General features: G+C 51.7%; 21 protein-coding genes and 1 riboswitch. Of the genes, 15 read left to right on the top strand and 6 right to left on the bottom strand.

The features are described 5' to 3' along the window. The first annotated feature begins 84 nt into the window (after positions 1-84). The 3 genes from NNL21_RS11345 (at position 85) to NNL21_RS11355 (ending at position 4,171) form a co-directional block, all read left to right on the top strand. Positions 85-1,413 (top strand): outer membrane protein assembly factor BamB family protein, encoded by a 1,329-nt coding sequence (locus NNL21_RS11345; protein WP_204820884.1) that lies wholly within the window; start codon positions 85-87, stop codon positions 1,411-1,413. A 226-nt stretch (positions 1,414-1,639) separates the two neighbouring features. Beyond that, on the top strand, positions 1,640-2,563 hold the full coding sequence (locus NNL21_RS11350) for a helix-turn-helix domain-containing protein (RefSeq protein ID WP_204820885.1): 924 nt from the start codon (positions 1,640-1,642) through the stop codon (positions 2,561-2,563). Positions 2,564-2,662: 99 nt separating this feature from the next. Beyond that, the gene (locus NNL21_RS11355; RefSeq protein ID WP_204820886.1) at positions 2,663-4,171 is read left to right on the top strand and encodes an alpha-glucosidase/alpha-galactosidase; all 1,509 of its coding nucleotides are present in this window, start codon (positions 2,663-2,665) and stop codon (positions 4,169-4,171) included. A 68-nt stretch (positions 4,172-4,239) separates the two neighbouring features. On the opposite strand, the gene NNL21_RS11360 is transcribed toward NNL21_RS11355, so the two are convergent. Continuing rightward, on the bottom strand, positions 4,240-5,370 hold the full coding sequence (locus NNL21_RS11360; RefSeq protein WP_204820887.1) for a GntR family transcriptional regulator: 1,131 nt from the start codon (positions 5,368-5,370) through the stop codon (positions 4,240-4,242). A 559-nt stretch (positions 5,371-5,929) separates the two neighbouring features. Here NNL21_RS11360 and NNL21_RS11370 point away from each other — a divergent pair. The 7 genes from NNL21_RS11370 (at position 5,930) to NNL21_RS11400 (ending at position 13,673) form a co-directional block, all read left to right on the top strand. After that, positions 5,930-7,528 carry an extracellular solute-binding protein gene (locus NNL21_RS11370; RefSeq protein WP_204820888.1) on the top strand — a complete coding sequence of 533 codons (1,599 nt, stop codon included), beginning with the start codon at positions 5,930-5,932 and terminating at the stop codon, positions 7,526-7,528. A gap of 91 nt (positions 7,529-7,619) precedes the next feature. After that, the gene (locus tag NNL21_RS11375) at positions 7,620-8,582 is read left to right on the top strand and encodes an ABC transporter permease (RefSeq protein WP_256555173.1); all 963 of its coding nucleotides are present in this window, start codon (positions 7,620-7,622) and stop codon (positions 8,580-8,582) included. Beyond that, complete coding sequence (locus NNL21_RS11380) at positions 8,576-9,529, top strand: carbohydrate ABC transporter permease (RefSeq protein ID WP_204820889.1); 954 nt, start codon at positions 8,576-8,578, stop codon at positions 9,527-9,529. Before NNL21_RS11375 ends, NNL21_RS11380 begins: the two co-directional genes overlap by 7 nt. Positions 9,530-9,561: 32 nt before the next feature. Continuing rightward, entirely contained in the window at positions 9,562-10,410 is an 849-nt protein-coding gene (locus tag NNL21_RS11385; RefSeq protein ID WP_204820890.1) for a phytanoyl-CoA dioxygenase family protein, read from the top strand. A 187-nt stretch (positions 10,411-10,597) separates the two neighbouring features. Next, positions 10,598-11,821: an enolase C-terminal domain-like protein gene (locus NNL21_RS11390; RefSeq protein ID WP_204820891.1), complete on the top strand. Its 1,224-nt coding sequence runs from the start codon at positions 10,598-10,600 to the stop codon at positions 11,819-11,821. A gap of 95 nt (positions 11,822-11,916) precedes the next feature. Beyond that, positions 11,917-12,810 (top strand): SMP-30/gluconolactonase/LRE family protein, encoded by an 894-nt coding sequence (locus NNL21_RS11395; protein ID WP_204820892.1) that lies wholly within the window; start codon positions 11,917-11,919, stop codon positions 12,808-12,810. Positions 12,811-12,830: 20 nt separating this feature from the next. Next, a complete protein-coding gene (locus NNL21_RS11400) occupies positions 12,831-13,673 on the top strand; it encodes an NAD-dependent epimerase/dehydratase family protein (protein ID WP_204820893.1) in 843 nt (280 codons plus the stop codon). A 406-nt stretch (positions 13,674-14,079) separates the two neighbouring features. Here the strand turns inward: NNL21_RS11400 and NNL21_RS11405 are convergent, their stop codons facing one another. Next, complete coding sequence (locus NNL21_RS11405) at positions 14,080-14,301, bottom strand: hypothetical protein (RefSeq protein ID WP_204820894.1); 222 nt, start codon at positions 14,299-14,301, stop codon at positions 14,080-14,082. Between the two features lie 18 nt (positions 14,302-14,319). Then, on the bottom strand, positions 14,320-15,330 hold the full coding sequence (locus NNL21_RS11410; protein ID WP_204820895.1) for an alpha/beta hydrolase: 1,011 nt from the start codon (positions 15,328-15,330) through the stop codon (positions 14,320-14,322). Between the two features lie 200 nt (positions 15,331-15,530). Here NNL21_RS11410 and NNL21_RS11415 point away from each other — a divergent pair, with 200 nt between their 5' ends. Continuing rightward, positions 15,531-17,468, top strand: a complete 1,938-nt coding sequence (locus tag NNL21_RS11415; protein ID WP_204820896.1) for a YhgE/Pip domain-containing protein — start codon at positions 15,531-15,533, stop codon at positions 17,466-17,468. A gap of 8 nt (positions 17,469-17,476) precedes the next feature. Here NNL21_RS11415 and aroA read toward each other — a convergent pair whose 3' ends face one another. Continuing rightward, entirely contained in the window at positions 17,477-18,832 is a 1,356-nt protein-coding gene (aroA, locus tag NNL21_RS11420) for a 3-phosphoshikimate 1-carboxyvinyltransferase (protein WP_204820897.1), read from the bottom strand. A gap of 124 nt (positions 18,833-18,956) precedes the next feature. Between aroA and NNL21_RS11425 the strand changes: the two genes are divergently transcribed. Next, complete coding sequence (locus tag NNL21_RS11425) at positions 18,957-19,847, top strand: LysR family transcriptional regulator (protein WP_204820898.1); 891 nt, start codon at positions 18,957-18,959, stop codon at positions 19,845-19,847. A gap of 89 nt (positions 19,848-19,936) precedes the next feature. On the opposite strand, the gene NNL21_RS11430 is transcribed toward NNL21_RS11425, so the two are convergent. Beyond that, complete coding sequence (locus NNL21_RS11430; RefSeq protein ID WP_204820899.1) at positions 19,937-20,716, bottom strand: pirin family protein; 780 nt, start codon at positions 20,714-20,716, stop codon at positions 19,937-19,939. A gap of 228 nt (positions 20,717-20,944) precedes the next feature. Next, positions 20,945-21,069: riboswitch (ZMP/ZTP riboswitch) on the top strand. 130 nt (positions 21,070-21,199) lie between these two features. Here NNL21_RS11430 and NNL21_RS11435 point away from each other — a divergent pair. Next, positions 21,200-22,063 carry a bifunctional 5,10-methylenetetrahydrofolate dehydrogenase/5,10-methenyltetrahydrofolate cyclohydrolase gene (locus NNL21_RS11435; RefSeq protein WP_204820900.1) on the top strand — a complete coding sequence of 288 codons (864 nt, stop codon included), beginning with the start codon at positions 21,200-21,202 and terminating at the stop codon, positions 22,061-22,063. Then, complete coding sequence (locus NNL21_RS11440) at positions 22,063-22,686, top strand: cyclodeaminase/cyclohydrolase family protein (RefSeq protein ID WP_204820901.1); 624 nt, start codon at positions 22,063-22,065, stop codon at positions 22,684-22,686. The genes NNL21_RS11435 and NNL21_RS11440 overlap by 1 nt, the downstream gene beginning before the upstream one ends. Before the next feature lie 409 nt (positions 22,687-23,095). On the opposite strand, the gene NNL21_RS11445 is transcribed toward NNL21_RS11440, so the two are convergent. Then, entirely contained in the window at positions 23,096-23,845 is a 750-nt protein-coding gene (locus NNL21_RS11445) for a hypothetical protein (protein ID WP_256555174.1), read from the bottom strand. Positions 23,846-24,194: 349 nt separating this feature from the next. On the opposite strand from NNL21_RS11445, the gene coxB reads away from it, so the two are divergent. Then, positions 24,195-25,235, top strand: coding sequence for a cytochrome c oxidase subunit II (gene coxB / locus NNL21_RS11450; protein WP_204820902.1), 1,041 nt, complete (start codon positions 24,195-24,197; stop codon positions 25,233-25,235). Positions 25,236-25,264: the final 29 nt, after the last annotated feature.

Here is a 25,264-nt window from a genome sequence, read left to right on the forward strand (position 1 = left end):
TTGCTCAAAGCCAGCAACATCCTATCCATCAGCAGCGTTAGAATAGCATGGGAAATAAAAGCAATTCATAGAGGAGCGATTCATGTGAGCAAGCCTACACACAGACGAATGATCACAAGCGGACTGGCAGTTCTTCTTGCGGTACAAACCATTGGTACAGCACCGGCGGCAATGGCGGCGGTATCACCAGCGCCGGTGAAAGCGGAAGCTGCAAGCGGAGCCGTCAAGTCGCTTCAGCCGATCTGGTCGGTTCCAACGGATTCGAGTGTGAAAACCGGTGATTACGGGGACGAGGGGCGGACCGTCATCGAGCCCTTCAAAGGGATGGCCATCACGTTGAAGGAAGGGCAGATGATTGCGCTTCATGCGAAAACTGGGGAGCGGATGTGGAAATTCGGCGCCAAGCTGCTGCCATACTTCACCATGGGGCATGATTCGGTCTATGCCATCACCCAAGGAGGCAGTCTGGTCTCGGTGACGCTTCAAGGGAAGCTGCGTTGGTCGGTTCCGACGGGAACCTTCGCGCTGGGTGACAAGGTCGTATTGCTTGAAAATATGCTGTATGTGCTGCGAAGCCGCAGCATGCAAGCCTTCGATACGAGAACCGGTAAGCTGTTGTGGAAATCGGTGGTGCCGAACGGAACGTCAACCCCAGTGAACCTAACCTCATGGAATGATACGCTGATCGGGACACGGTGGGGTCAAGGAGCCATAACCACCTTGCAATTATTTGCTCTGGATAAGCGAACCGGTAAGAAGCTGTGGACGCTGAATGGACAAAACTTACCCATATCCTACTGGGATGGCAGCGGCTTATTCACGCAGACACAGGATATTACAATGGGGGCGGCGGAACGCAAGCTTACATTCCGTGTCGTCGATTTACTCACCGGCAAAATTCTGAAAACCAGGGAATACCGTCATACACCGGTCAACATGGAAGGCTTTCACTTCTTGCCTCGTGCCGTACTTGAAGGGAATACGTTGTACATTTTCTGGGGCGATGAGATTGCCGCATACGATATGCTCGACGAATCAGAGAATCCTAAGCCTCTTCGGACATTCGCCCAGCCGAAGGACGAATATCCAACGGGGATGATCAAGTATGATCAATTCATAATGAAGAATGATCGGCTGGGCCGGAATTCAGCGATACGAACGGCAAGCGGCGAGCATATCCAGTGGGATGAGCAGCGTGCACCCCGATACGAGGCGGACATCATAGGTAGAGGGCTTTACGAGAAATACGAGAACGGCCAGCTTAAAGCTTATGATCTCCGAAACGGCCAGCTGGTCTTTACCGCGGCAACCGGTTCCGGCAAGATCGGCAAGGTTTTACGCACAGGTCCGTATCTGGTTGTGGAGAAGGACGGCCGGGTGCTAGGCTATAAAATACCGGAGCAGCTGCATTAAGCAGATCACGAGAGCGGCATTCGAAAGCACAGTGAACAAGGCGACGGACGGATCTGACATGAATGTTGGATATCGGCCAGCCAATCTTATCAAACAGCTATGACGGCACCCCTGAACCGCTTGACAAAATCGCCTGAACCGCGCGATAGTGGGAATGATAAAGCACCTAGATGCGCGCATTCTTGAACCGTTAGGCAGAAGGGATTGCGAATAAGGAGGGAACCATGTGGAGCTGTTTAGTTTGTTCGATCCCAAATGGACAGAAGGCGACTACCGGCCGAAAATCGACGCTTACTACTACAAGCAATGGGTCGATTTCCACATGGGATTCCATGCTCATGCGTCGATTGAAATCATGTATGTGATTACCGGTACTTGCCGCGTCGAGACGAAGCGGCAATCGATCGCGATGGGGAAAGGGGAATTTATTGTTCTGGATTCAGGAGTGACCCACCGTCTCGTCGTGGAGAAGGACACTCCCTGCCGAATGCTGAACGTCGAGTTTACATTCACCGCATGCGGCGGCATTCATCCTTCGCTTGCCCAGATGACGGGCAGCAGCCCGGCGCTTCAGTCTTTGCTCGCAAGGCAGACGGACTATATTCTGCTGTCCGATCCGAGCGATGTGTATCACACACTTAAGAGCCTCGTTATGGAGCTTGACGCAGGTATCGAAGTCGATCAAGCCAGTATGGTTCACCTGCTTATCTCCCAGCTGCTCATTCGTATTGCAAGGCTCGCCGAGGCGGAGCAGATCGACAAGGCCGGCAGGCAGACGGATCGCTATGTCCGCAAGGCGGTCGAGTATATTCATCAGCATTACGATTGCGATATTCAAGCCAAAGACGTCTCAGCAGCAGTGAATTTGCATCCGGTTTATCTGCAGCGGATTTTCCGGACAAGTATGAATGTTACGATGACGGACTATCTGGCGAATGTGCGCATCGGCAAGGCGAAGATGCTGCTGGCGCGGACGGACATTCCGATTGCGGAAATTGCCGATTATGTGGGACTGAACTCGAGGCAGTATTTTAGCGCGTTATTCAAGAAGATGACCGGCGATACGCCAGCGGCCTACCGCAAATCGGTCGAAACCCATAAGTGGCGCGAGCCAAGCCAAGAAGTTGTAATAGTTGACATGCTGGAATAAAACGCGTTGCGATGTTGAAAACGCCTTCACTTCGCCCCTGCTACAATGGGGGTAACAGGCTGGCTACGCCAGTTCATGAAGAAGGAGGCGTTCTTAGTTATGTCGTTTAAAGTGACGTTTATCGGTGCGGGAAGCATTGGTTTTACGAGAGGTCTGCTGCGTGATCTGCTGTCAGTACCCGAGTTTAACAGCATTCAAGTTGCATTTACGGATATTAATCAGCACAACCTGGACATGGTGACGCAGCTCTGCCAGCGCGATATCAACGAGAATGGGCTGGACATTGAAATCCAATCGACGGTGGACCGCAGGGAAGCGCTGCAAGGAGCGCATTATGTGTTCTGCACCGTCCGGATTGGCGGGCTGGAGGCATTCAAGCACGATGTAGAAATTCCGTTAAAATATGGCGTCGACCAGTGCGTAGGCGACACGCTATGTGCCGGCGGGATCATGTACGGCCAGCGGGGGATCGCGGAGCTATTGAATATTTGCAAGGACATTCGTGAGATGGCTGATCCGAATGTGCTGCTGCTTAATTATGCGAATCCGATGGCCATGATGACCTGGGCTTGCAATAAATACGGCGGCGTGCGGACGATCGGCCTGTGCCATGGCGTACAAGGCGGACACTGGCAGATTGCGAATGCGCTTGGTCTGGAGAAGAAAGAGGTAGATATCATCTGCGCAGGCATTAACCATCAGACATGGTATATACAGGTGAAGCATAAGGGCGAGGATATGACCGGCAAGATTCTAGAAGCATTCGAGCGCCATCCGGACTTTAGCAGGACCGAGAAGGTACGCATCGATATGCTCCGCAGGTTCGGTTATTATTCAACCGAATCGAACGGTCATCTGAGCGAATACTTGCCATGGTACCGTAAGCGTCCAGATGAGATCAAGGACTGGATCGATATGGGTTCCTGGATCAACGGAGAAACGGGAGGTTATCTTCGCGTTGCTACGGAGGGACGCAGCTGGTTCGAGACGGATTTCCCGAACTGGTTGAAGGATAAGCCGATGGAATATACGGCTGAGAAGCGCAGCGAGGAGCACGGCTCCTACATTATCGAGGGCTTAGAGACCGGACGCGTCTACCGCGGACACTTCAATGTCGTCAATAATGGCTGTATTACGAACCTACCTGACGATGCCATTATTGAAGCGCCGGGCTACGTGGATCGCAACGGCATCAACATGCCGCATGTCGGTGACCTTCCGCTTGGCTGCGCGGCCGTATGCAATGCGAGTATTTCCGTGCAGCGCTTGGCTGTGGAAGCGGCGGTTCACGGCAATGATACGCTGCTGCGTCAATCCATGATGATGGATCCGCTCGTCGGAGCCGTGTGCAATCCGAAGGAAATTTGGCAGATGGTCGACGAATTGCTCGTCGCGCAAGCGCCTTGGCTGCCGCAATATAGCGCAGCTATTGCAGAAGCGGAGCAGCGCCTTGCATCGGGCGGACTCGTCCCGACTCGCGAAGGATACCAAGGTGCGGCGCGGCTGGCGATCAAGTCGGTCGAGGATATGAAGCAGGACCGCGAGGCCGCTAACAAGAACGCGGGCGAAGCGGATAAAGCGAAGGAACGTCCGGCAGCCGCGCATTAAGGGAAAAGGCCTCAGGAGCTTTGAATTTGAATCCGCCCGCCGCGCCGCGCTTGTCGCGTTATGCCTCGTCAGTTGGTTGCGGTTGTCTGTCCAGGCGGGGCAGTGGATTCCCGAATAATTAATTTCGGGGGAAGAAACAGCTTTCGTTTCTCCTGCGCCGGGTTCTCCATGATAGAGAGGAGCAGCTTGGCTGCTTCCTGGCCCAGCGTCTGTTCCTCCTGACTTATGCAGGTTGGCCTCACGTAATGAAATTCGGACAGCTCAAAATCATCAAAGAAAATGAGCGACATGTCTTGAGGAACGCGTATGTTCATTTCCTCGGCAACCTTCAATATTTCCAGCCCAAATCCCGGATTAATGGCGAATATCGCCGTTAGTTCGGGATTTCTCGTTAAGAAAGCACGTATTTCTTCCTTCTTGGGCACCTCGATATCCAGATGGACGAGGCGATGGCGGTGATCAATCGGTATCTGATGATCAGCGAGCGATTTTTCATAGCCCAGCAACCGATCCTCGATGCTGCTCGTTCCTGTAACCGTTGTGGACACGAAGCCAATGTTGCGGTGGCCGAGTGATAGAAGATGATCGACTGCTTCCTGGGCGCCCCTCACATTATCCGAGCATACGAAATTCGTATCCATGCCGCGCAAATAACGATCCATGACGACAAGTGGGAAGGAGTCCAAGGTTAACTGCAGGATTTCCCGATTGTAAGACTCTCCCTCCACCGGATAGATAATCATTCCCGCTACGCCCATCCCCACCAGATCTCGAATTACGCGTTCTTCCTTCGCTTGTGAATTCTCGGTATTGCAGAAGAGCAGCGGATAGCCGGCTGCGGACACGATGCGTTCGACACCATTCAACAATAAAGCATTAAATTGGTTGTTGATAAAAGGGAGAAGCAGAGCGATTGGACGTTTGTTTGGAGGGGGAGTGGGGGGCCCGTCAGAAGGTAAGCTTTTATCCGGGGGTGAAACAAAGGTGCCTTTGCCTTGGATCCGATAGATGACACCCATCTCCACCAAATCGGTCATCGCTTTCTTGACCGTTATCCGGCTCACCGAAAATTGCTGCATCAGCTCGTGCTCGGAAGGAATCCGGTCATGTGGACTCCAATGCTGTTCATTCATTTTTGAGAGGATATAGGTTTTTATCTGCACATACAATGAAGGCTGCTTGTCGTCTTGTATCATCATTCAGCTCCCAATCTCGTGTATTTATCTTGATATATATCATCTTATAGATTGGTATATTAGTTGTAAATATTATCCTGATTATATGAGCATAACCTAACAAATAAGAAAGAGATTAAGAATTTTGGCGATTATCTCCAATATTCAATCAAATATTACGTGAAATACCTGAAAATAGGAGTTTTTAGACATGTACATAGAAAGATTCAGATGATAATATCCATATCAAGTGCATAACAATAGGTCATTAAAGTCATTGTTGTTATGTCGTTATATGTCAATAATATCAACCACCATACATTATAGGAAAGAATTTTGTCTGAATACCCGTATAGGACGCAGGTTATGTCGGTTCGCTCCTTCGTGTAGGCGTCCTGATCCCTAACCATAGAAATCAGATTGTCGGCCTCAAACAGAAATGAAAGCGCATTCCAGCCTGTGATGAATTGTTCCTGCGGGAGCTTTTCATAGATGGATCGATTTCAAGATAAGGGGGTTACATGATCCAAGCGGCATCATTCTCGGTGAGCAAGGATGGACAACATTTCTAAGGAGGATGTACATGTACAAAGGGATGAAGAATCGAGCTTGGAAGGTCGGGATGCTATCACTCGTAGTTGTCATGATGCTGAGCGCAATCATCGGTTGTTCGTCGAATACGAACAAGTCATCTGAGGGGGAAACGAATGAAGGTGCCAAATCAGAAGGGAAGAATTCAGGAGCGCTAAGCTTCAGCTATGTCAGACCTACGTGGGGTCCCTCGACGTATACAAAGAACGGTGCCTATGAGAAAGAATTGTTCAAGCGGGCTAACGTGAATATCAATGTCCGTATCATTCCTGTCGTTGATTATGATGCGACGATCAAGACAACGGCCGCTTCCGGTGATATGCCTGACGTCATCTGGGGCTGGGGTCCGGTAGATGCATTCTGGAAGGAGCTTCAGGATGAAGGCGCATTCGTTAAAATCAATGATTATCTGGACCAATTTCCGGCGGTGAAGAGTGCGGTTCCGGACGGGATTTGGGACAAGATGGCCGACGATAAAGGCGATATCTATTTCATTCCGAACTTGATCTATCCGGTAGTGCCGTTCTTTATCACTTACCGCGCCGACATCTTCGAGAAATTGAATATTGCGGAGCCGACAACCATCCGGGAGTTCGAGGATGCGCTGCAGAAGATTAAGGACAGCGGGCTTGGCATTGTCCCGCTAACCCACGGCAATACCGTGCCATTCTGGGCGGGCAAGGATATCGGAACCTCGTTCGGCACGACAAGCGGATGGGCGCCTTCCAAGGAGGATCCAAGCAAGATCGTTCCGCCTGAGATGCAGGAAGAACACTTGAATTTTAAATTTTGGCTGCAGGATTTGAAGAAGCGGGGCTTGTTCGACGAGGAAGCGGGCGTGAATCCCGACGCATCGTTCGGCGAGACCAAGTTCAAAGCCGGCCGGGCGGCTGTGATGCTGGGCGGCGGGCTGAATCAAATTACGGAACTGCGGAAGTCCGAGCCGAACGCATCGATCAAGATTATGTCTCCGCTGACCGGTCTGAACGGTGAACAAGGCGGAACGAGGGTCGTCTTCCCGCAGGACCGGGGCTTCTATATTAATGCTAAGGCGAAGGACAAGGTCGAGCAGATCTTCGAATTCTTGAACTGGTCCTTAACCGAAGGCACCGAGTTCAGAAGATACGGTATCGAAGGCAAGACGTTCAAGATTGACCAAGAAGGAAGAAAGGTTCCCATTCCGGATGAGGAGCGGGAGGCTGATTTCAAGAATGCCCAGATCGAGCCGTTAAAGTTTCTGGATCCGATGAGCGAGAAATTGGATTGGGAAGCCAAGGAGCTGGAGTTCATTGGAATTGGTATTCCGGATCAATTCGAGTACTACAAGAGCATGTTCGAGAAATATGCCGCTACGCCTTATAACGACTATAAGGATCCAACCGTTACATCGCCGACCAATGCGGAGATCGGGCCGCAGATTTGGGAGGATTACATGGCGAAGGTGGATGGAAGTATCTTAACGGATTTCAAATTGACCAAGGAGGGCTATAAGGAAGCCCGTCAGAAGTGGCTGGATGCCGGCGGACAGAAAATCATCGATGAAGTAAACGAACTTCAAACCGATAAATCCGAACCGAATTACGTCGACTAACAATGCGGTCCTGGTGGTGGAATAGGGATGCTGGCTTAGCCTCTATTCCGCCCCCTGCCTGCCGCAGGGTTCGGGAGAAAGGAATGATGGCATGAATGCAGATTCCGTCCAAGCTCCACCCGGTATGTCCGGGCAACCGATCGGCAAGAAGGGCAAGAGTCTTCGTTCGCGGATATGGAAGTCGCGATATATTTATATTCTAGTCCTGCCGACGCTTATCTACTTTGCAATCTTTACGTATGCGCCCTTCTATGGGATTACCATCGCTTTCAAGGATTTTAAGATTATGTCCGGTATCTTGGACAGCCCGTGGGTAGGCTTCAAGCACTTCGAGGCGATGTTCACCTCGGAGAAATTTCCGGATTTGTTAAAGAACACGGTCATTATAAGCTTATATCGCCTCGTGTTCGGCTTTCCGGTACCGATTCTATTCGCCCTGCTGCTCAATGAAGTGAGAAGTCTCTGGTTTAAGCGTTCCATCCAGACGATCACTTATTTCCCTCACTTTCTATCCTGGGTCGTCTTTGCCGGAATCATCTATAACTTCATCGGTCCGAGCGGCATCATTAATCTGCTGCTCACCAATGCGGGCTTCGAGAAAATCAACATGACGACCAATGAAGACGTATTCCGGACGATCATTGTGGTGACGGCCATTCTGAAGGAGTTCGGCTGGGGGGCGATCATCTATTTGGCCGCCTTGGCGGGTATCGATTCGCAGCTGTATGAAGCGGCTAAGATCGATGGAGCCGGGAAGCTCAGACAGATCTGGCATGTTACGCTGCCGGGCATCCGGCCAATCATCGCGCTTCTCTTCTGCTTGCAGCTGGCCGGCATATTGGATGCGGGATTCGATCAAATCTTCATGTTCCTGAATCCGGCGGTCTACGATGTTGGCGATATTATCGATACGTATGTCTATCGGTTGGGCATTCTGCAGTCCCAGTTCGAGATGGCTACTGCGGTCGGCTTGTTTAAAGGCATTATCGGGATGATCCTCATCATTACGGCGAACACGATTATTCGCAGGCTGGGGGAGAAGTCGCTATGGTAGAGCAGACTGCGAATTCGAATGTGGAACAGCTGACTGAGAAGGATGTGCTGGCAGGTACGAGCAAGCTGGATGCCAACCCGTGGTGGGCGCAAGGGATTATCTACATTATTCTACTCGGCTCCGGTGTGATCACCTTGCTGCCGATGGTGAATGTGTGGGCGATCTCGCTCAGCGAAGCGCATGAGGTGTTCAAGGATCCCATGATGCTCTGGCCGAAGTCCTTTACGCTGGAGTCGTACAAGTACATCTTTAATACGCAGGTTTTGTTAAAATCATTCGGCATCACGGTATTCGTCACTGTAATGGGCACCTTCCTCAATCTATTATTTACCGCAACGGGTGCTTACGGATTGTCGAAGACGCATGTTCCGGGCCACAAGATCATGCTGTGGCTGATCATTATCCCCATGCTGTTCGGCGCTGGTCTGATTCCAATGTACATCTTGCTGAAGAATCTGGGCTTGTTGAACAGTATCTGGGTGTTGATCCTGCCGAAGCTGGTCGCTTCGTTCAATCTGATCTTAATGCGGAACTTCTTCTGGAGTATTCCGGAGAGCCTGGAAGAATCGGCGCGCATAGACGGCGCATCGGAATTTCGCGTATTATGGAGCATCATTCTTCCGCTGTCCAAGCCTGTTATTGCGACGGTCGGCTTGTTCTATGCCGTGGGGCATTGGAATGATTTCTTCACGGGACTGTTCTTTATTAGCGACAACAGCAAGTGGCCGCTGCAGATGGTTCTGCGTTCGATCATTATCGATTTCAATATGTTGAATATGGGCACGCAGAACACGAATACATTGAATGATGCAAGCAAATTAGTCGTACAGCCCGAGAATATCAAGGCGGCGACCATCATCTTCGCGATCGTACCGATCCTGATCGTGTATCCGTTTCTCCAGAAGTATTTTGTAAAGGGCATCATGCTTGGTTCCGTCAAAGGCTAACCAACACTAAATAGCGATGAGGTGTGGAGAAAATGATGAAAATTACGGAGTATCAGACGACGAGGGAAGAGATTCTGGAGCATTACAAGACATTCGGTTATGCGGTCATACCAGATGCATTATCGCAGGAGGAGCTGACGTACCTGAATCAGCTGGTCGAGAGCGAGATGGAATCCGACCCGGAGAGCTGGCATAAGCCGATGGAAGGCGCAACAGGAAACGGGAGCCTGTTAATGAAATATCCGGTGGAGATGGACAAGTTTATTCGTCACCGCACCATTTTCCCTTTGATTCAGGAAGTGCTTCTTGACGAGGCACGGTTTGCTCAGTTCGACTTCCGTGATATCACGATGGAGCGGGCAAGCGGCAGCCAAATGGGCTTTCATCGCGACATCAGCTGGTACGGCACGGTGGGCGGTAAGACCTGGGATCCGGAGAACCCGTATATCAGCACGTATGCCTGCGTCATCTATTATTTGAAGGATGTCTATGAATGCTGTCCCGCCTTCTGCCTTGTGCCGAGCAGTCATGAATATACCTCACTGGATGAAGCGAAGGAAAAGATGGGGGATGCGTACCAGGAGGTTCCGATCCGAGGCAAAGCGGGAACAGCCATTCTGTATAACATTACGACCTTCCATACGCGAAAAGGGGGCAAGGACGAATGCGCACACGGCAGACGTACGATGCACAATTACCATTCGCGTGAATCGAGTGCCCCATTAACGAATTGGGCAACCGTGCCGGAGGAGCTGGCGCTCAGCGATGACAAGCAAACTCGCCTGTTCTACTCCCAGTGGACGCCGAATCAGATCAAATTCGCGCGTGACAATTACAAGAAGCCGATCCCGACCTACTATCCCGTTCATATGATCAAATAGTCGATAGGGGTTGTCTGCAGCATGAGGAATAAGGCCGCTGAAGAAGCGGCCTTTCTGCAGCCCTAGGATTCGCACCACATATTCGTTTCAATATGTGCAAGGGAAGAAGCGAGCTTCGCCGCCAAGGATGGCGGTACATGATTGTTCTTCTTGCCTATCATCGCCATTATTATAGGAGGTTAAGTCTATGACTATCATTAAACGCGTACGAATTATCCGAACGCGCCAAGACAACAGCTGGACGATCGTTAAGGTAGAAACGGACCAGCCCGGGCTGTACGGGATCGGTTCGGCGAATGACTACTTCAATCCCAGCGCGGTTATCGCCGTGATCGAGGAGCTGCTTGCTCCAACATTGATCGGCCGTGATGCGGGGGCAATCGAGGACATATGGCAGTCCATGTATCAGAGCGGCTATTGGCGCAACGGTTCTGCGCTGATGACGGCGATCGGCGCTATCGATATGGCGCTATGGGATATCAAGGGCAAGGAAGCGGGGATGCCGGTTTACCGGCTGCTCGGCGGACCGTGCCGCTCGGCTGTACCGTGCTACGCCCATGCGAGCGGCAGAGATATCGCTGAGCTGTCGGAGGATATCGCGCGCTATCAGGAGGAAGGGTATTCCGTCGTTCGCTGCCAGCTGGGCGCCTATGGAGGAGGAGGGTTCCTTCCCTCTGAACGTGCGAAGCGTCCTACGAATGCATGGCCGTCGGCAGCTGTCTTTGACGAAGAAGCGTATCTGGAATCCATTCCGCGCATGTTCGAGCAGCTGCGTCTGCAGTTTGGGCCGGAAGCCAAATTCACGCATGACGTTCACGAGCATTTAAGCCCACAGGGGGCGGTTATTCTATCCAAGCGTCTGGAGCCGTATGGGTTGTTCTTTCTCGAGGATGTGCTGCCGCCTGAGCAGATCGCGTGGTTCCGTTCGATCCGCCAACAGAGCACGACCCCGCAGGCGATGGGAGAACTATTCACCAGTCCGCATGAATGGCTGCCTCTTATTCAAGAGCGCTTGATCGACTACATACGTGTCCGGGTCTCGAAAGGCGGGGGCATTACGGCCTGCCGCAAAATCGCCGCGCTTGCCGAGCCTTATGGTGTCCGCACGGCATGGCAGGAAGGCGGGGACAATGACCCGGTTAATCAGGCGGCGGCGATGCATCTGGATATGGCGATTTGGAACTTCGGTATTCAGGAAGAGAACACATTCCGTCCGGAAGAATTGGAAGCGTTCCCTGGACATGCGGTTCTGTCAGATGGACATCTCTATGCGAATGAGCGGCCGGGGCTCGGCGTCGATATTGACGAGGACAAAGCGGCGAAGCTCGTCAACCCGGAGCTGCGGACCCGTTTCTATCACAAGCCGTATCCGATCGATCGCAAAGCGGACGGGACGATCGTTCGTCCATAGCCTTACTTAAATGTACATCCGCAGCTGTGCTAGTTGTACATCTATAACAGTACTAGGTTGTCCATCTGTAGCTTTCATAAGGGAGGTAGTTTCATGTGGCGGAGCAGTCCAACACGATAAGATTTGACTCGGCGTGGAACGGGATTATATCGGGCGATTTGCAGGCAATCAAGGTCGCGGGCGGGTTTCAATTCGTCGAAGGTCCGGTCTGGGACCGGCAGCGGGGATATCTCTATTTTAGCGATATCCCGGCTAACCGAATCTATACTTGGAGTCCGCAGGACGGTGTTCAGCTCTTCCGCGAGCCAAGCGGCAACAGTAACGGGCTGACGCTGGACCGGCAAGGGAGCCTGCTTGCATGCGAGCATGGCAACCGCAGAGTGTCCGCAACTGATGATGACGGCTCCGTTCGGACACTGGTCGAACGTTTCGAAGGAAAACGGCTGAACAGCCCGAACGATATCGTCGTCAAATCGGATGGCTCGTTGTATTTTACGGATCCGCCTTATGGGTTGACCCACCCTGCAGAGCAAGAGCTGCCCTATCAAGGCATCTATCGCCTTCTGCCTGAGAGTGGGGCAATCGAGCTTCTGTGCAAAGAGCGGAATCATCCGAATGGGCTCTGCTTCTCGTCGGATGAGCGCATCCTGTATGTGGATGATTCGTCGACTCAAGACATTTATGCATACGATGTGGCTGATGATGGTACGATTCATAACGGGCGGCTCTTTGCCCGCTTGGATCCCTCGTTCGGGGCCGGCGTTCCTGACGGCTTGAAGGTTGACGTTCGCGGTAATGTCTACGTAACAGGACCTGGAGGTATATGGGTGCTGGATCCGGCAGGAACGCCACTGGGTGTTATACGGATTCCGGAGGTTGCGGCCAATCTGGGTTGGGGGGGAGACGAGCATCGAACGCTCTTCATAACCGCAACGACTTCCTTGTATAAGATAGAGACGATAAACCCCGGGATCCGTCATGGGAATTGAAATCACTTGGAGGGAACAGCATGAAACGAATTGCGGTGACCGGAGGCAGCGGGAAGCTTGGCTTGATTGCAGTCGATGAATTGATGCGGCACGGTTATGAAGTAACCGTGATCGACAACAAAGCGCCTGAAGGACGCAAGTGCAAGTATGTCCATGCACAGCTGACTGATGCCGGGGAAGCTTACGGAGCGCTGAAAGGAACGGATGCAGTCCTGCATCTGGCCGCCGTACCTGGTCTCGGTATATACACACACGGACGAATCTACTTCAATAACGTCATGTCGACCTATAACATATTGGAAGCCGCGGAAGCGCTCGGCATGCACAAGGCGGTAATTGGATCGAGCGAATCCTCCTACGGTTTCTACTGGGCGACGCATCCCTTCGTCCCCGATTATTTCCCGGTCAATGAGCAGCATCCGCAGAAGCCGCAGGAAGCCTACGGATTGTCCAAAGTATTGAATGAGACAACGGCGGCCATGTTCTACCGGAATTCGGGCTTGCAGGTCGTGCCCCTGCGGTTTTCGACGATCATCTCGGAGCAGGAATGGCCGAACTTGATTCGCGCGATGAAGTCTGATCCGGCCTTATTCAAACGGAATCTATACAGCCATGTAGATGTCCGTGACGCAGCAGTGGCATGCCGGCTGGCACTCGAGACGGATGGGCTAAGCCCTGAAGGGATGAATATCACCTCAAGCGTGACGCTGTCCGACGTGGAGACTCCGGAGCTGCTTGCAAGATACTTTCGGGAAGTCACCGATATTCGGGAGGAACTCTCCGGCTATAAAGCGCTGGTCAGCAACAGGCAGGCAAGAGAGACGCTTGGTTGGGAGCCGGCGTACACCTGGCAGAATTATTAAACAGTAATGCGCTACATGCTCGAATTTGACGGTGGCGGAGTGCTGTAACACGGCTTGTTTGGTGCATCTGTACTAGTGCTGGATCGCGCGGCACCCCGTTTCGCTGCTGTAACGCCGAAAATGGGCGTTACAGCCATTGCGTTTGTGAACTGAGTGCGTGTAACGCCGCTTTCTACCGTTACAGATGCCGGATCGGCATCTGACGCCTGCGCATAGCAGCTGTAACGCCAGAAAAGGGCGTTACAGCCAGCGCATCGGTGAGCCGATGGTCGTGTAACGCCGTTTTCTACCGTTACAGATGCCGGATCGGCTCCCAACACCTGCGCATAGCTGCTGTAACGCCGAAAAAGGGCGTTACAGCCAAAGCGTTGGTGAGCTGATGGCGGTGTAACGCCGCTTTTTACCGTTACAGATGCGGAACGGCTCCGGACACCTGCAAATATCTGCTGTAACGCCAGAAAAGGGCGTTACAGCCAGCGCGCTGATGCGCTGATGGTCGTGTAACGCCGTTTTCTACCGTTACAGATGCGGATCGGCTCCCGTCACCTGCACATAGCAGTTGTAACGCCGGAATGCCGTTACCATCAGCATAGGCAGCCACCCCTCCCCTCAGGTCGCATACATCCACACGGAATTCTCCTCCCCGTTAGCTCAGGAGCTGTGCTTCTGGAGCCGCTGTCCATTCGTCCCCATAATGATAGAGCTGCACGTCCTCATGTTTCGCCGCACCTGTACGTTCCACCGTATCAACTTCACCGGCCAGACCCAGCTCCATTAAGAAATCACCTACTACACGGTCATACTCCACCCGGTTCGTACGCAGCGACTGAGCATGGTCGGCGCCCGACATTAAATGCAGCCGCTTGAATCCAGACTTCGCTTCGTATAGCTGAAGCGTCATCTCCATCGGAATGTAGCGGTCTGCATCGCCGTGAATGAACAAAATCGGAGTGTCCGCCTCAGCTACATCCCGCAGGGGAGAGACCTGCCGAAATCTCAAGCCGGATCGTAACCAGACGAAAAATTCGGCAATCTGCATAAGAGGGAAGGGAGGCATCCGAAAATCCTCTTTCAACCGATACTTCAACTGCTCCGTTAAATCGGAATAGGGGCAGTCTACAATATAGAATGCAGCGCGCTTATCTATTGCGGCATGCTGCAATGCCGTCGCTGCACCCATGGATTCCCCAAGTACACCGATGGTGCAGGTTGATCCGCATCTTTCAAACAGCCAGTCGATGGATGATTGGAGATCATGCTTTTCAAAAAAGCCGTATGTCGTCGTCGGGCCTCCGCTTTTGCCGTGGCGGCGATGGTCATAGGCAAGAACATGAAAGCCCCTCCGGCGAAATATCTCCATATATTTTAACGTGCCTATTAATGAAGAAGTGACGCCATGCACGAGTACAACCGCTTTCCCTTGATCCTGCATGGCTGGAAAGAACCATCCGCGCAGCTTATAGCCGTATGACGATTGGATCGTGACCTCTTCGTGAGGAAGCCGATCAATGTCTTTTTGAATAAGCGTACCCGCATGCGACTCGAATTTGTAAATATCATCATCTTTGTAAGTGCGAATATGAATGACCAGCCCTGACAGCTTGTACCCTATGCCAGCTAATAAAAGGAGTGTAATCGCGATTGCCCAACCCAGCATGAAATATCCCCCATCTCTTTTCTCTGCTATTAGTAAGCGTTAGGATGCCCGGGACCCGGTTTCATTATGAGAAGATATCCCCAGTTTTGTTCTGTTATTGATCCGCCCACATGGTATCTCGGTGTATAGGAATAGGTGATAAACTCCATAATAACGCTGCGGGTTTGCAATCATTCCCAGTTGTCTGGAGGAGAGGTTTTATGAAAGGTTTGTCATGGCTGGCTTCGGAGTGGAGGGCCATTATTCGCACGCCTAAGACGATAGTTGCACTGCTTGGCATCATGCTGGTTCCGGCTCTCTACAGCGGGACGTATTTATGGGCTTTCTGGGACCCCTACGGTCATCTTGAGAAAATACCGGTTGCTGTCGTTAATGAGGACCAGCCCACTATGTATGAAGGGACCAGGTATGCGATCGGTAATGATCTGGTGGAGGAATTTAAGAAAGACCATTCATTCGATTGGCACTTTGTCGGGCGGGAGGAAGCGGAGCGGGGACTGCTGAACAACAATTATTATTTTGGCATCATGATCCCCAAGGACTTCTCCACGCGTGCAACAACATTAACTGCAAATCAGCCGACACCGCTCGAGCTAGTCGTGAAGTCGAATGAAGGGCTCAATTTCACCGTAGCGAAAATCGGGGAGTCGGGCGTTGAGAAAATTCGTGAGAAGCTCTCGGAGAAATTAACGCGCAGCTACACCGAAGCGATATTCGATAATCTGGAACAATTGAAGGACGGCATGCAGGAGGCGAGCAAGGGCTCGGCGGATCTCCATAAGGGGATTCAAGAGCTTGCTTCGGGTACCGCGACTATGCAAAGCGAGATGAAGAATAAACGATCCTCGCTGAAGCAATTGGATGAAGGGGCAGCCTCGCTCCAGCGTGCTGCTGAACAATTAGCGAGCGGAGCATCCCAGTTAAAGGGAGGCGTATCGCAAGTAACTGCCGGCATGACCACCTTCGATAAGGGGTTGACTGCCGCTCGTAACGGCGGAGATCAGCTTGCACTAGGGCTGAAGCAAATTTCATCCGGCTCGGAGGGGATGAATGCCCTGATGAAGCAGTTCACCAGCGACCACCCTGAGCTGGCCGAGGATAAGGATTATGAGGCTATAACCGCAGCCGGCGCACAGGTATCCGGGGGTCTTACGCAGCTAACGGCTTCGCTCGATAAACTGAATAAGGGTTTGGAGGAATTGACCGGCAATTTCGGGAAGCTGGAAGCGGGCATGAAGCAGGTCGATACCAATTTGAAGAAGCTCTCCTCAGGTGCCTCCGAGATCAGCACAGGGGCGGCTTCACTGAAGAGCGGCGTCCATCAATTGCGTCAAGGGTGGGATACATTAATCAGCGGCTTGGACAAGCTGGCGGCCGGCGAGAGTAAGCTCTTGAATGGCAGCGGCAAGCTGAGCCGCGCGTTAGCCGATGGTGCGGAGCAATTGAATGATCTACATGCGTCGCAGCCTCTGTACGAGATGATGGCCAACCCTGTTCGTCTTAAGGAAGAACCGATCACGACATTGCCGAATTATGGTACCGGAATGGCGCCTTTCTTCATTTCGATCAGTCTGTATGTAGGAGCGCTTTTGCTCAGTACTGTGTTTTCGCTGCGTGAAACGGCTAACCCGCCTCGCTCTGGCTGGTTGTGGTTTCTCTCCAAATATGTGATTTTGGCGATCGTTTCCTTATTTCAAGTGATCATTCTGAGTCTCGTCTTGATCGGTATTGTGGGGGTCGACCCTTTGAATACGATCGACTTCGGTCTGTTCGTTTTCTATACCAGCTTAATATTCATGGCGATTATTCAGCTGCTCGTGACCGTTCTGGATAACGTAGGGCGCTTTATTGCGATCATCATACTCGTCCTGCAGCTGACCGCGACAGCGGGAACCTTCCCGGTCGAGTTAATACCGGAAGGGCTGCAGGCTGTTCACAGCTTCCTGCCAATAACCTATACCGTGGATGGATTACGTGCCATTCTGACGACGGGTGAATATGGCGTCCTTCGCTTCGACATGCTTGCCCTGCTTGTCTTTGGCATCGTCTCGATACTGTTGACGATCATTGTCTTGTCTATTGCAGTTAAACGAATAAACCGGCGCTCCTCCAAGGAGGAGCAGCCGGAAGCTCTGTAATCGATAGTTTACTGCAGCTGTACACCGATTCCAAGTGCATCCAAGCGTTCCCAATAGTCGGGACATGTCTTGGAGACACAGCCGGGGTCGGCGATGCGGATACCGTCTGTCTTAGCGCCGATCAGAGAGAGGGCCATGGCCATTCGGTGATCATCATGAGGATTGAGCCGAGCAGGGCGAGGCTGACCGGGATAAACGGTCAGTCCGTCCGGATGCTCATCTGTCCGAATGCCCAGCTTCGCGAGCTCCAAGCAGATCGCTGCTATCCGATCGCATTCATGATGTCGAATATGTGCGGCATCGGTCAATGTGATCGGGCTGTCGGCGAACACGGCTAATGCCGCCATTGTCAGCGTTTGATCCGACCACTCATTCATACTCATCGTAAATCCCCCCTTCAGCTGCCCCGTCCCCCGAACTTCTACGGCATTGCTCTCTACGGTTGTTGTACAGCCCATTCGTTCGAGCGCCTGCAGGAGCTTTATGTCCGGCTGCCGGGTATCGGCCGGAAGATCTTTTATTCGGATACAACCATTCGTTAGTGCGGCCAGTGCCCAGAAGTAGCCGCAAGTAGATACATCCGGTTCTAACGACAAGGCTTGTGCCTTATATGGTCCAGGCTGAATAGCAATCGTCTGTCCATCGCCTGACACATGGAAGCTTGCGCCAAACTGCTTCATAGTCGCTAGGGTCATCTCTACATAGTCGCGTTGTACGATGGGACCTTTGACGTAAACTGTAAGAGGCTCATGCGCATAAGGAGCGGCCAGCAGCAGTCCGCTCAAAAACTGGCTGGATTGATCGCCAGGCATATGAATGGTTCCTCCGCTAAGTCCGTTCCCCAGTATGGAAATCGGCAGTCCTTCGGGTTGTTCTAAATATCGGATCTTCGCTCCAAGCGAGGATAAGACATGAACAAGCGGCGCAATCGGCCGCTCACTCATCCGTTTGCTTCCTCTTAGGATCCATTCACCATGGCTTGCAGCAAGTGCTCCGGGTAAGAATCGGGCGACCGTTCCTGCTGCACCAACATACAATTCTCCATGCCGGATAGGCCAAGCCCCTCCACCCCCTTCGACGATCGCGCATTCTCCCTCAACCGTAATAGGAATGCCAAGTCGGCGTAAGCTGTCTATGCACCAATAGGAATCGTCACTCTTTAGAATGCCGGTTAACTCTGAGGTTCCTGAAGCCAAAGCGGCACTAAGGAGCGCGCGGTTCGTCAGACTTTTGCTGCCGGGGATCGTCATCTCTGCATGAATCGGGCTGATTGCGGGGGATAGAGCGGCTTCTTGGCGATCATTGTAACGGGACCATGGGGAGCGGGCTTCAAAATCGGGCTGTTGGACGGATGGAACGGACATTTAATCATCATCCTCTCATTTCAGTCATCCAAATGGACGGCTTCGTTTGTATAGATTATAATAGGGGCCATACCAATAAAAGAAATACCAATTAACGAAGTATGCCATAGAGGTGTTCTATATCATGATTAATCTGGAATGGTACCGTATTTTTCTGCACACGGCTAAGGCCGGCAATTTGACTAAAGCGGCTCAGGAGCTGTATATAACACAGCCCTCTGTCAGCTATGCGATCAAGCAATTGGAAGAAGAGCTGCAGCTTAAATTATTTCATCGTTTATCCAAAGGAGTTGAGCTGACAGCGGAGGGGAGGACGCTGCTTGGCTATGTGGAGCGTTCGTTAACGCTGCTGGACGCTGGCCAGCAGCAGATGGATGCCATGAAGCGGCTCGCAGCCGGAGAGCTTCGGGTCGGGGCAAGCGATTCGCTCATGAAGCATCTCATGCTCGCGCAGCTCGACGATTATCGGGCCCAGTATCCCGGCGTCCGCATCCGGCTCTCCCACGGCAAGACACCCGACCTTATCAGCCGGCTGAAGGATGGATTGACCGATTGCATCATTGTTCCTATGCCGGTGGATGACCCAATGCTTGAGATCAAGCCATTAACTGCGGTTCAAGACACTTTCGTCGTAGGCGAGGCCTATCGCGAGCTTACGGACAAGCCGTTGACAGGGATAGAGATCAGATCCGCTCCTCTGCTCCTGCTGTCTCAGGGAAGCGGAACACGCCGATTTCTCGAGCAGTGGCTGGCGAGCCAAGGCGTAGCTGTGGAGGCGGATATCGAGCTGGGGAGCGTAGACCTGCTTGTCGAATTTGCAAGGCGGGGGTTCGGTGCGGCATTCGTCATTCGTTCGTTCGTTGCGGCCGAGCTCGAAGCAGGGCAGCTATTCGAGCTTCGGACGGCAGAGCCGATACCGCCTAGAACCGTAGGCATCGCGGTCCGTAGAGGCATGCCGCTTCCACTGGCGGCTGCACGATTTATTGACATGCTGTCACCGGAGCAGCTATCGTAGGCCTGGAATATAGCCAAACAAACAGACCATCACCAACTCGGCGACGGTCTGTTTCTTAATGTCATTTTCTGTTAGCTTACGAGAGTCGCTCACCGCTTCCGAAGGAGCGGATAGGAGACGCTGCTCGGCACCTCGATCAGAATGATCCGTAAGGTCTCTTCGCCGCCCGCGGTCAATATGACCTCAAGCTCTGCATCAGCCTGCTGAACGATAAAATCTTTATGGTTGAAACGGGCTGCCGCCCGATCACCAGACGCGTATCCGATCGTTCCGCTTCCGCGAATGGCTAACGCCGTGAGCGTGTTGCCTTCGGCAATCGAGCGGCGGAATGCCTTGCCGGGTTCGATAATAACATCCCACATCTGTGCTTCCGCGACCAATTCAACCGGGGAGCCGGCACCGAGGACGGTCTTGCTTACATAACCGTCGCCTTGCTCGGAAGGGAATTGCTCATGCTCGAACTGGCTGTAAGTCGGCTGCCGCTTCAGCGCTTCCTTCATGGACGGCTCGAACCATATTTGGAATCCTTCCATATCCGGCCCGATGAAACGCTCCTCATGGCTGACGCCGGATCCGGTCTGCATCACCTGCGCACCACCGGCACCGATGGTGCTTTTTGTTCCAAGCGTATCCCCGTGCTGGGCTTTGCCTTGAACGACATAAGTCATAATTTCGAAAGCCTGGTGAGGGTGAAGCGGGAGATAGCCTTCTTCCTTCGATTGTGCCCAAGCCCAGTAGAACAGCGGACCGACACGCTTGATGACCGACCCTTCGCCGGGAAAGCCGATCGGTTTCTGTTCTGTAATTTTTCCGCCGTCAAAAGCGCCTGATGCCTGCAAAGTTGGACCATAAATTAGGGGTTGTGTCATGATGATTCCTCCTCGGATTTCGATTATGTCAATCCTATAATTCTATAATAATTATCTCAATATCAAACGTCTTAAATTAAAGATAAATTAATTTGATCTGTTTGTCAAGGGATGAAGCATATATATCATGTCGCTAGTCCTTATGCCACGTATCGAGGAACGAAAGGTATTAGAGTAAGTTGTGGATGCATCTGAATCTTGTCTTTGATATAATCATGGCAACGAAATATTCCCGCATGTAACTGGCGAAACGTGGATTACCACGATGGAGCATGCGGATGCTGCAGGGCCGATACCCGGACGCTTCGGAAGATCGGATCGACAGCATGTTGCTGCCTCGGCAGGCCTATAGTGGGCTGTCAGGGAGCAAGCCGTACGCCTGGGCAAAAGTATTCGAGGGCAAGGTGCAGCGATGCAGCTTGCGGTCGAATGCTTTTTTTGTTTTCTTATTTTCTCATTCAAGGAGAACGGGAGGCGAAGGCAATGGCTGTCATGTTAAAAGCAAAACCGCTCGCAGAGGAAACAGGTGCCGAAATCGCGGCAAAGGTAAATGGTTGGAAAGCACAGGGCCGCAACCCGGCGATTGCGACGATTCTCGTGGAAGGAGACCCTGCATCCTTGTATTATGCCCAAGCGAAGCGCCGGCTAGCGGATAAGCTGGATGTGAAGTTCGAGCTGCATACATTTCCCCCGGATGTGCCGGAAGAGCAGCTGCTAGGTACAATTATATCGTTGAACGAGAATGCGGATGTGCACGGTATTATGTTGGAGCTGCCGCTTCCGGCGGGAATCCGTCTGGATCAATTGGCGGAAGCCATCGATCCGCTTAAGGACGTCGATGGCATCGCGTCGACCAATAAGCTGGCGTGCCTGACGGGTTCGCCGGGCATTTATCCGGCAACACCGCAGTCCTGTATACGGCTGCTGCGTTATTATGATTTTTCACTGCGGGGTAAACATGTGGTTGTCATTGGGAGAGGGGAAACGGTAGGTCGTCCGCTCATTCAAATGCTGTTGAGAGAGAATGCTACCGTGACGATTTGTCATTCGCATACTCCGGATCTTGGCGCGCATATCCGGCAAGCGGATATTGTTATTGCAGCTGCTGGCAAAGCCAATCTGATTACGCCAGCTATGGTTCATCCGAAGCTGGTTATCGTGGATGCGGGTATTAATGAGAAACCAGACGGCAGCGGGATTATCGGTGATGTGGATCCGGAAACAGCAGCTGTTGTACATGCGTTAAGCCCTGTACCCGGTGGTGTTGGTACGCTAACAACAGTTATTTTATTTGACAATGTCATGCGTGCCATGGAGCTGCAAGAAGCTGCGGGGAGGTTGAACTGATGACCATCTATAACCAGACGATTCGTTCTTTTCTCCTCGACGCTAGCTCCAGCTCCCCGACGCCGGGAGGAGGAAGCGCTGCCGCGCTCACAGCAGGGCTTGGGGCATCGATGGGAGCCATGGTCGCAAATTTGTCGACTGGGTCGAAATTCGATACGGTTCGTGAACGGATGAGCGTGATTGCCCATGATATGGCGGCGGCTATAGAGCAGAGCGAGTCCGTACTGATCGGGGATATCGAAGCATTCGACCGATTCATGAGTGTGCTGGCGCTGCCTAAGGAAACGAAGGAAGAACAGATGCATCGAAAACTAGCTCTGGAAGAGGCTGCAGCAGCTGCAGCAGACGTTCCGCTATCGCTGATGCTGCTGTGTCATCAATTGCTGCTCGTGTTGGAGGAAGAGGCACAGACCGTTAACCGGAACGTGATATCCGATTGGGGAATATCAGCGATCTTGCTTGAGGCTGCGATGCAATCGGCCTGGCTTACGGTAGAAATCAATTTGAATGCGATGAAGAACGAAGCGGCAGTGAAGATCATCCGCATACAAGGGAAAGGATTGCTGCAACAGGGAGAAGCCATGAAGCAAACTGTGCTGGAGCAAGTAAGGAATCGGATGTAGCGCAGAACGCACAAGGGGACTTAGCCGGCCTTCACAGAGGAATTATCCAGGTCCCCTTGTTGTTTAATCCTTGTATCTGAGTGTGACACATCTAATTAATACCGCACTTATAATGAGAGACTTCCTACCCATGTACGCCCAGGTCAATATCATTGGATCAGCTGCAGACTGCGCCGATGGAGCGCTAATATTACAGCGATTCGTTAGGGATGTGATTGCAAAGGGTAATGATCTAAGTAGGGCGGTGAAGCGAATGCAGCTGCTTGGAGGATGAATAAAAAAAACGCATATTTAATAGAAGAGATTTTTTTGGATAATTAAATATGAGAATCCATGCATCCTTTTCTTCCCATAAAGAAAGACTAAAGATACCGGTAACGGTCCTTTAGTCTTATGTGATAACAAGGGGCTAGCCGCCGCCTTTCTCTACATGTGCCCGTCCGCGCCTTTTTTGGATATCTAATGGCTCAGGCACATAATCGCCGCCTTCGAATTGATGCTTAACAAGCATATTGAACGAGTCAACCCATGGTGTGAGGGAACGGCCCAGTCGAGCTTCTTGTGCGTACTGAACGATTTGATTAACAAATTCCATATTGGCCGAGATGTGTACTTCTTGAACCGCCGGTGCAAGCCTGCGGATATGAACCGCAATCGTCTGCTTCAGTTCACTGGAGATATCATTGTGGTCATTGATAGTCATGTTGGAGTTATATGGACCGGCGAACCGCTGGTTGTTCCAATACGGACTTCCGGTATTAATATTATACACGCCTTCGCTTGTATTACTCTGCTCCCTGGATTTTCGGCCGCCAATCTTTTGCGTACCCGTTGCCGTCCAATCTAATGTCATACCTACATAAGCATTCTTATCCGTCAGGAACACCATACCTGCGGCTATGCCGTTTATATTCGATATTTCTGTGGAGAGGTGAGTGCTGTACTCAATCCAGCGATTGGCATGCTGGTGTGGATTGCTCGTTGCGGCTCCGTACATGCGGCCGCCAAGCATCTTGGGATCGCCTTTTTGTTTAGTACCATAGTCGTAAGTGCTGTCCTGCACGCGGCGTTCGTAATTGCAGCCTGTGAGCCCCACTGCAGCTATTAAGGCTAGAGCAAGAAATCGGAATCCGACCCGGCTCGCTATCCACTTGTTCATGATCCGTATCTCCTTCCTCTGGATTATCTATAGGATGGGCGGCGGGTGCGTAAATATGCATTGAATTTGGATACATAAAGAACCATGGTTTTTGTAAACAATGTAGGATAGAGATGGCGCCCTGTAGTACCCGTTTAGGGGCTGGGATAACCAATAAAAACGGCAGTTTTACAGCTTTGAGAACAATTTGTGAACTCTTCTAGGAACATTGACAAATAGCACCTTCAACTTTATATTTAATAAAGTGATTAGATTGCGGAAGTTGTCTAAACATCTCAGATTTCACGCATATCGGCCGTTTTTTTTTGTCTAACGGCAGTTGCGAAAACGTAAAAAGTGGGGTTGATTGATGATGAATCGGTGGCACGTTCTAAAACGGCTTATGCCGCTTCTTGCCGGAATGGTGTTGCTGCTGTCAGGGTGCGGACGAGCTGACCTGTCGGCACTCAGACCGCAAGGACCGGTTGCCGAAGAACAATTCGGGTTAATGAAGCTGTCCATCACGATTATGGCTTTTGTGGTTATCGTCGTGTTTGCAATCGCGCTCTATGTAATTATTCGTTTCAAACGTCGTCCAGGCGACAAGTCGGTCCCCGTACAGGTGGAAGGCAACCATAAGCTGGAGATCATTTGGACGGTCATTCCGATCATCTTGCTGGTCATCCTTGGCGTGCCAACCATTAAGTCTGTATTCGGACTCGCTGAGGACTACACGAAAGATCCTAACGCGATTCAAGTAAAAGTAACCGCGCACCAATATTGGTGGGAATTCGAATACCCGAAAGAAGGGGTAAAAACAGCGCAGGAATTAATTATCCCTAATGATGCTGTCATCTCCATCGAAGCTAAGACAGCCGACGTGCTGCATTCGTTCTGGATTCCTTCACTGGCGGGTAAGATCGATACGAATCCCGGCGGTAACGTGAACACTATGTATTTCAAAGCGCCTAAGGAAGGCGTTTATCTAGGCAAGTGTGCCGAGTTGTGCGGACCTTCCCATGCCTTGATGGACTTTAAAGTCAAGTCCGTAGACCGCGCTTCATACGATCGTTGGGTAGCTGCTCAGAAGGCTCCTGTGGCTCTTCCGGCAGATGCACAGCTTGCCGATACTTTAACGACAAACTGCTTGTCCTGCCATGCGATTGGCGACGGGACAGGATGGGCTCCGAATTTAACTGGTATTGGCAGCCGCGGCAGTGTAGCCGGCATGCTGGTTAATACGGACGATGCCCAATATGCGAATGAAGGTACCGTTGAAGAGAACCTGGAAAAGTGGATCAAGGATCCGGACAAAGTAAAACCAGGTAACAAAATGGGTAAAATCGAGCTTTCCGACGAAGAAGTCAAAGCGATCTCGAAATATTTGGCCGATTTGAAGATTGATTATTAATACTTGCAGATAAAGGAGGTACCTACTTT

Origin of the sequence: Paenibacillus mendelii (assembly GCF_024498075.1) — a bacterium.
GTDB lineage: Bacteria > Bacillota > Bacilli > Paenibacillales > Paenibacillaceae > Paenibacillus_Z > Paenibacillus_Z mendelii.

What these genes read in the sequence shown, in the direction of transcription:
- NNL21_RS11440 (WP_204820901.1), top strand. Translation starts at nt 22,063, where the DNA reads ATGACCATCTATAACCAGACGATTCGTTCTTTTCTCCTCGACGCTAGC.
- NNL21_RS11370 (WP_204820888.1), top strand. Translation starts at nt 5,930, where the DNA reads ATGTACAAAGGGATGAAGAATCGAGCTTGGAAGGTCGGGATGCTATCA.
- NNL21_RS11355 (WP_204820886.1), top strand. Translation starts at nt 2,663, where the DNA reads ATGTCGTTTAAAGTGACGTTTATCGGTGCGGGAAGCATTGGTTTTACG.
- NNL21_RS11410 (WP_204820895.1), bottom strand. Translation starts at nt 15,330, where the DNA reads ATGCTGGGTTGGGCAATCGCGATTACACTCCTTTTATTAGCTGGCATA.
- aroA (WP_204820897.1), bottom strand. Translation starts at nt 18,832, where the DNA reads ATGTCCGTTCCATCCGTCCAACAGCCCGATTTTGAAGCCCGCTCCCCA.
- NNL21_RS11360 (WP_204820887.1), bottom strand. Translation starts at nt 5,370, where the DNA reads ATGATGATACAAGACGACAAGCAGCCTTCATTGTATGTGCAGATAAAA.
- NNL21_RS11390 (WP_204820891.1), top strand. Translation starts at nt 10,598, where the DNA reads ATGACTATCATTAAACGCGTACGAATTATCCGAACGCGCCAAGACAAC.
- NNL21_RS11380 (WP_204820889.1), top strand. Translation starts at nt 8,576, where the DNA reads ATGGTAGAGCAGACTGCGAATTCGAATGTGGAACAGCTGACTGAGAAG.
- NNL21_RS11425 (WP_204820898.1), top strand. Translation starts at nt 18,957, where the DNA reads ATGATTAATCTGGAATGGTACCGTATTTTTCTGCACACGGCTAAGGCC.
- NNL21_RS11445 (WP_256555174.1), bottom strand. Translation starts at nt 23,845, where the DNA reads ATGAACAAGTGGATAGCGAGCCGGGTCGGATTCCGATTTCTTGCTCTA.
- NNL21_RS11400 (WP_204820893.1), top strand. Translation starts at nt 12,831, where the DNA reads ATGAAACGAATTGCGGTGACCGGAGGCAGCGGGAAGCTTGGCTTGATT.
- coxB (WP_204820902.1), top strand. Translation starts at nt 24,195, where the DNA reads ATGATGAATCGGTGGCACGTTCTAAAACGGCTTATGCCGCTTCTTGCC.
- NNL21_RS11385 (WP_204820890.1), top strand. Translation starts at nt 9,562, where the DNA reads ATGATGAAAATTACGGAGTATCAGACGACGAGGGAAGAGATTCTGGAG.
- NNL21_RS11415 (WP_204820896.1), top strand. Translation starts at nt 15,531, where the DNA reads ATGAAAGGTTTGTCATGGCTGGCTTCGGAGTGGAGGGCCATTATTCGC.
- NNL21_RS11435 (WP_204820900.1), top strand. Translation starts at nt 21,200, where the DNA reads ATGGCTGTCATGTTAAAAGCAAAACCGCTCGCAGAGGAAACAGGTGCC.
- NNL21_RS11375 (WP_256555173.1), top strand. Translation starts at nt 7,620, where the DNA reads ATGAATGCAGATTCCGTCCAAGCTCCACCCGGTATGTCCGGGCAACCG.
- NNL21_RS11430 (WP_204820899.1), bottom strand. Translation starts at nt 20,716, where the DNA reads ATGACACAACCCCTAATTTATGGTCCAACTTTGCAGGCATCAGGCGCT.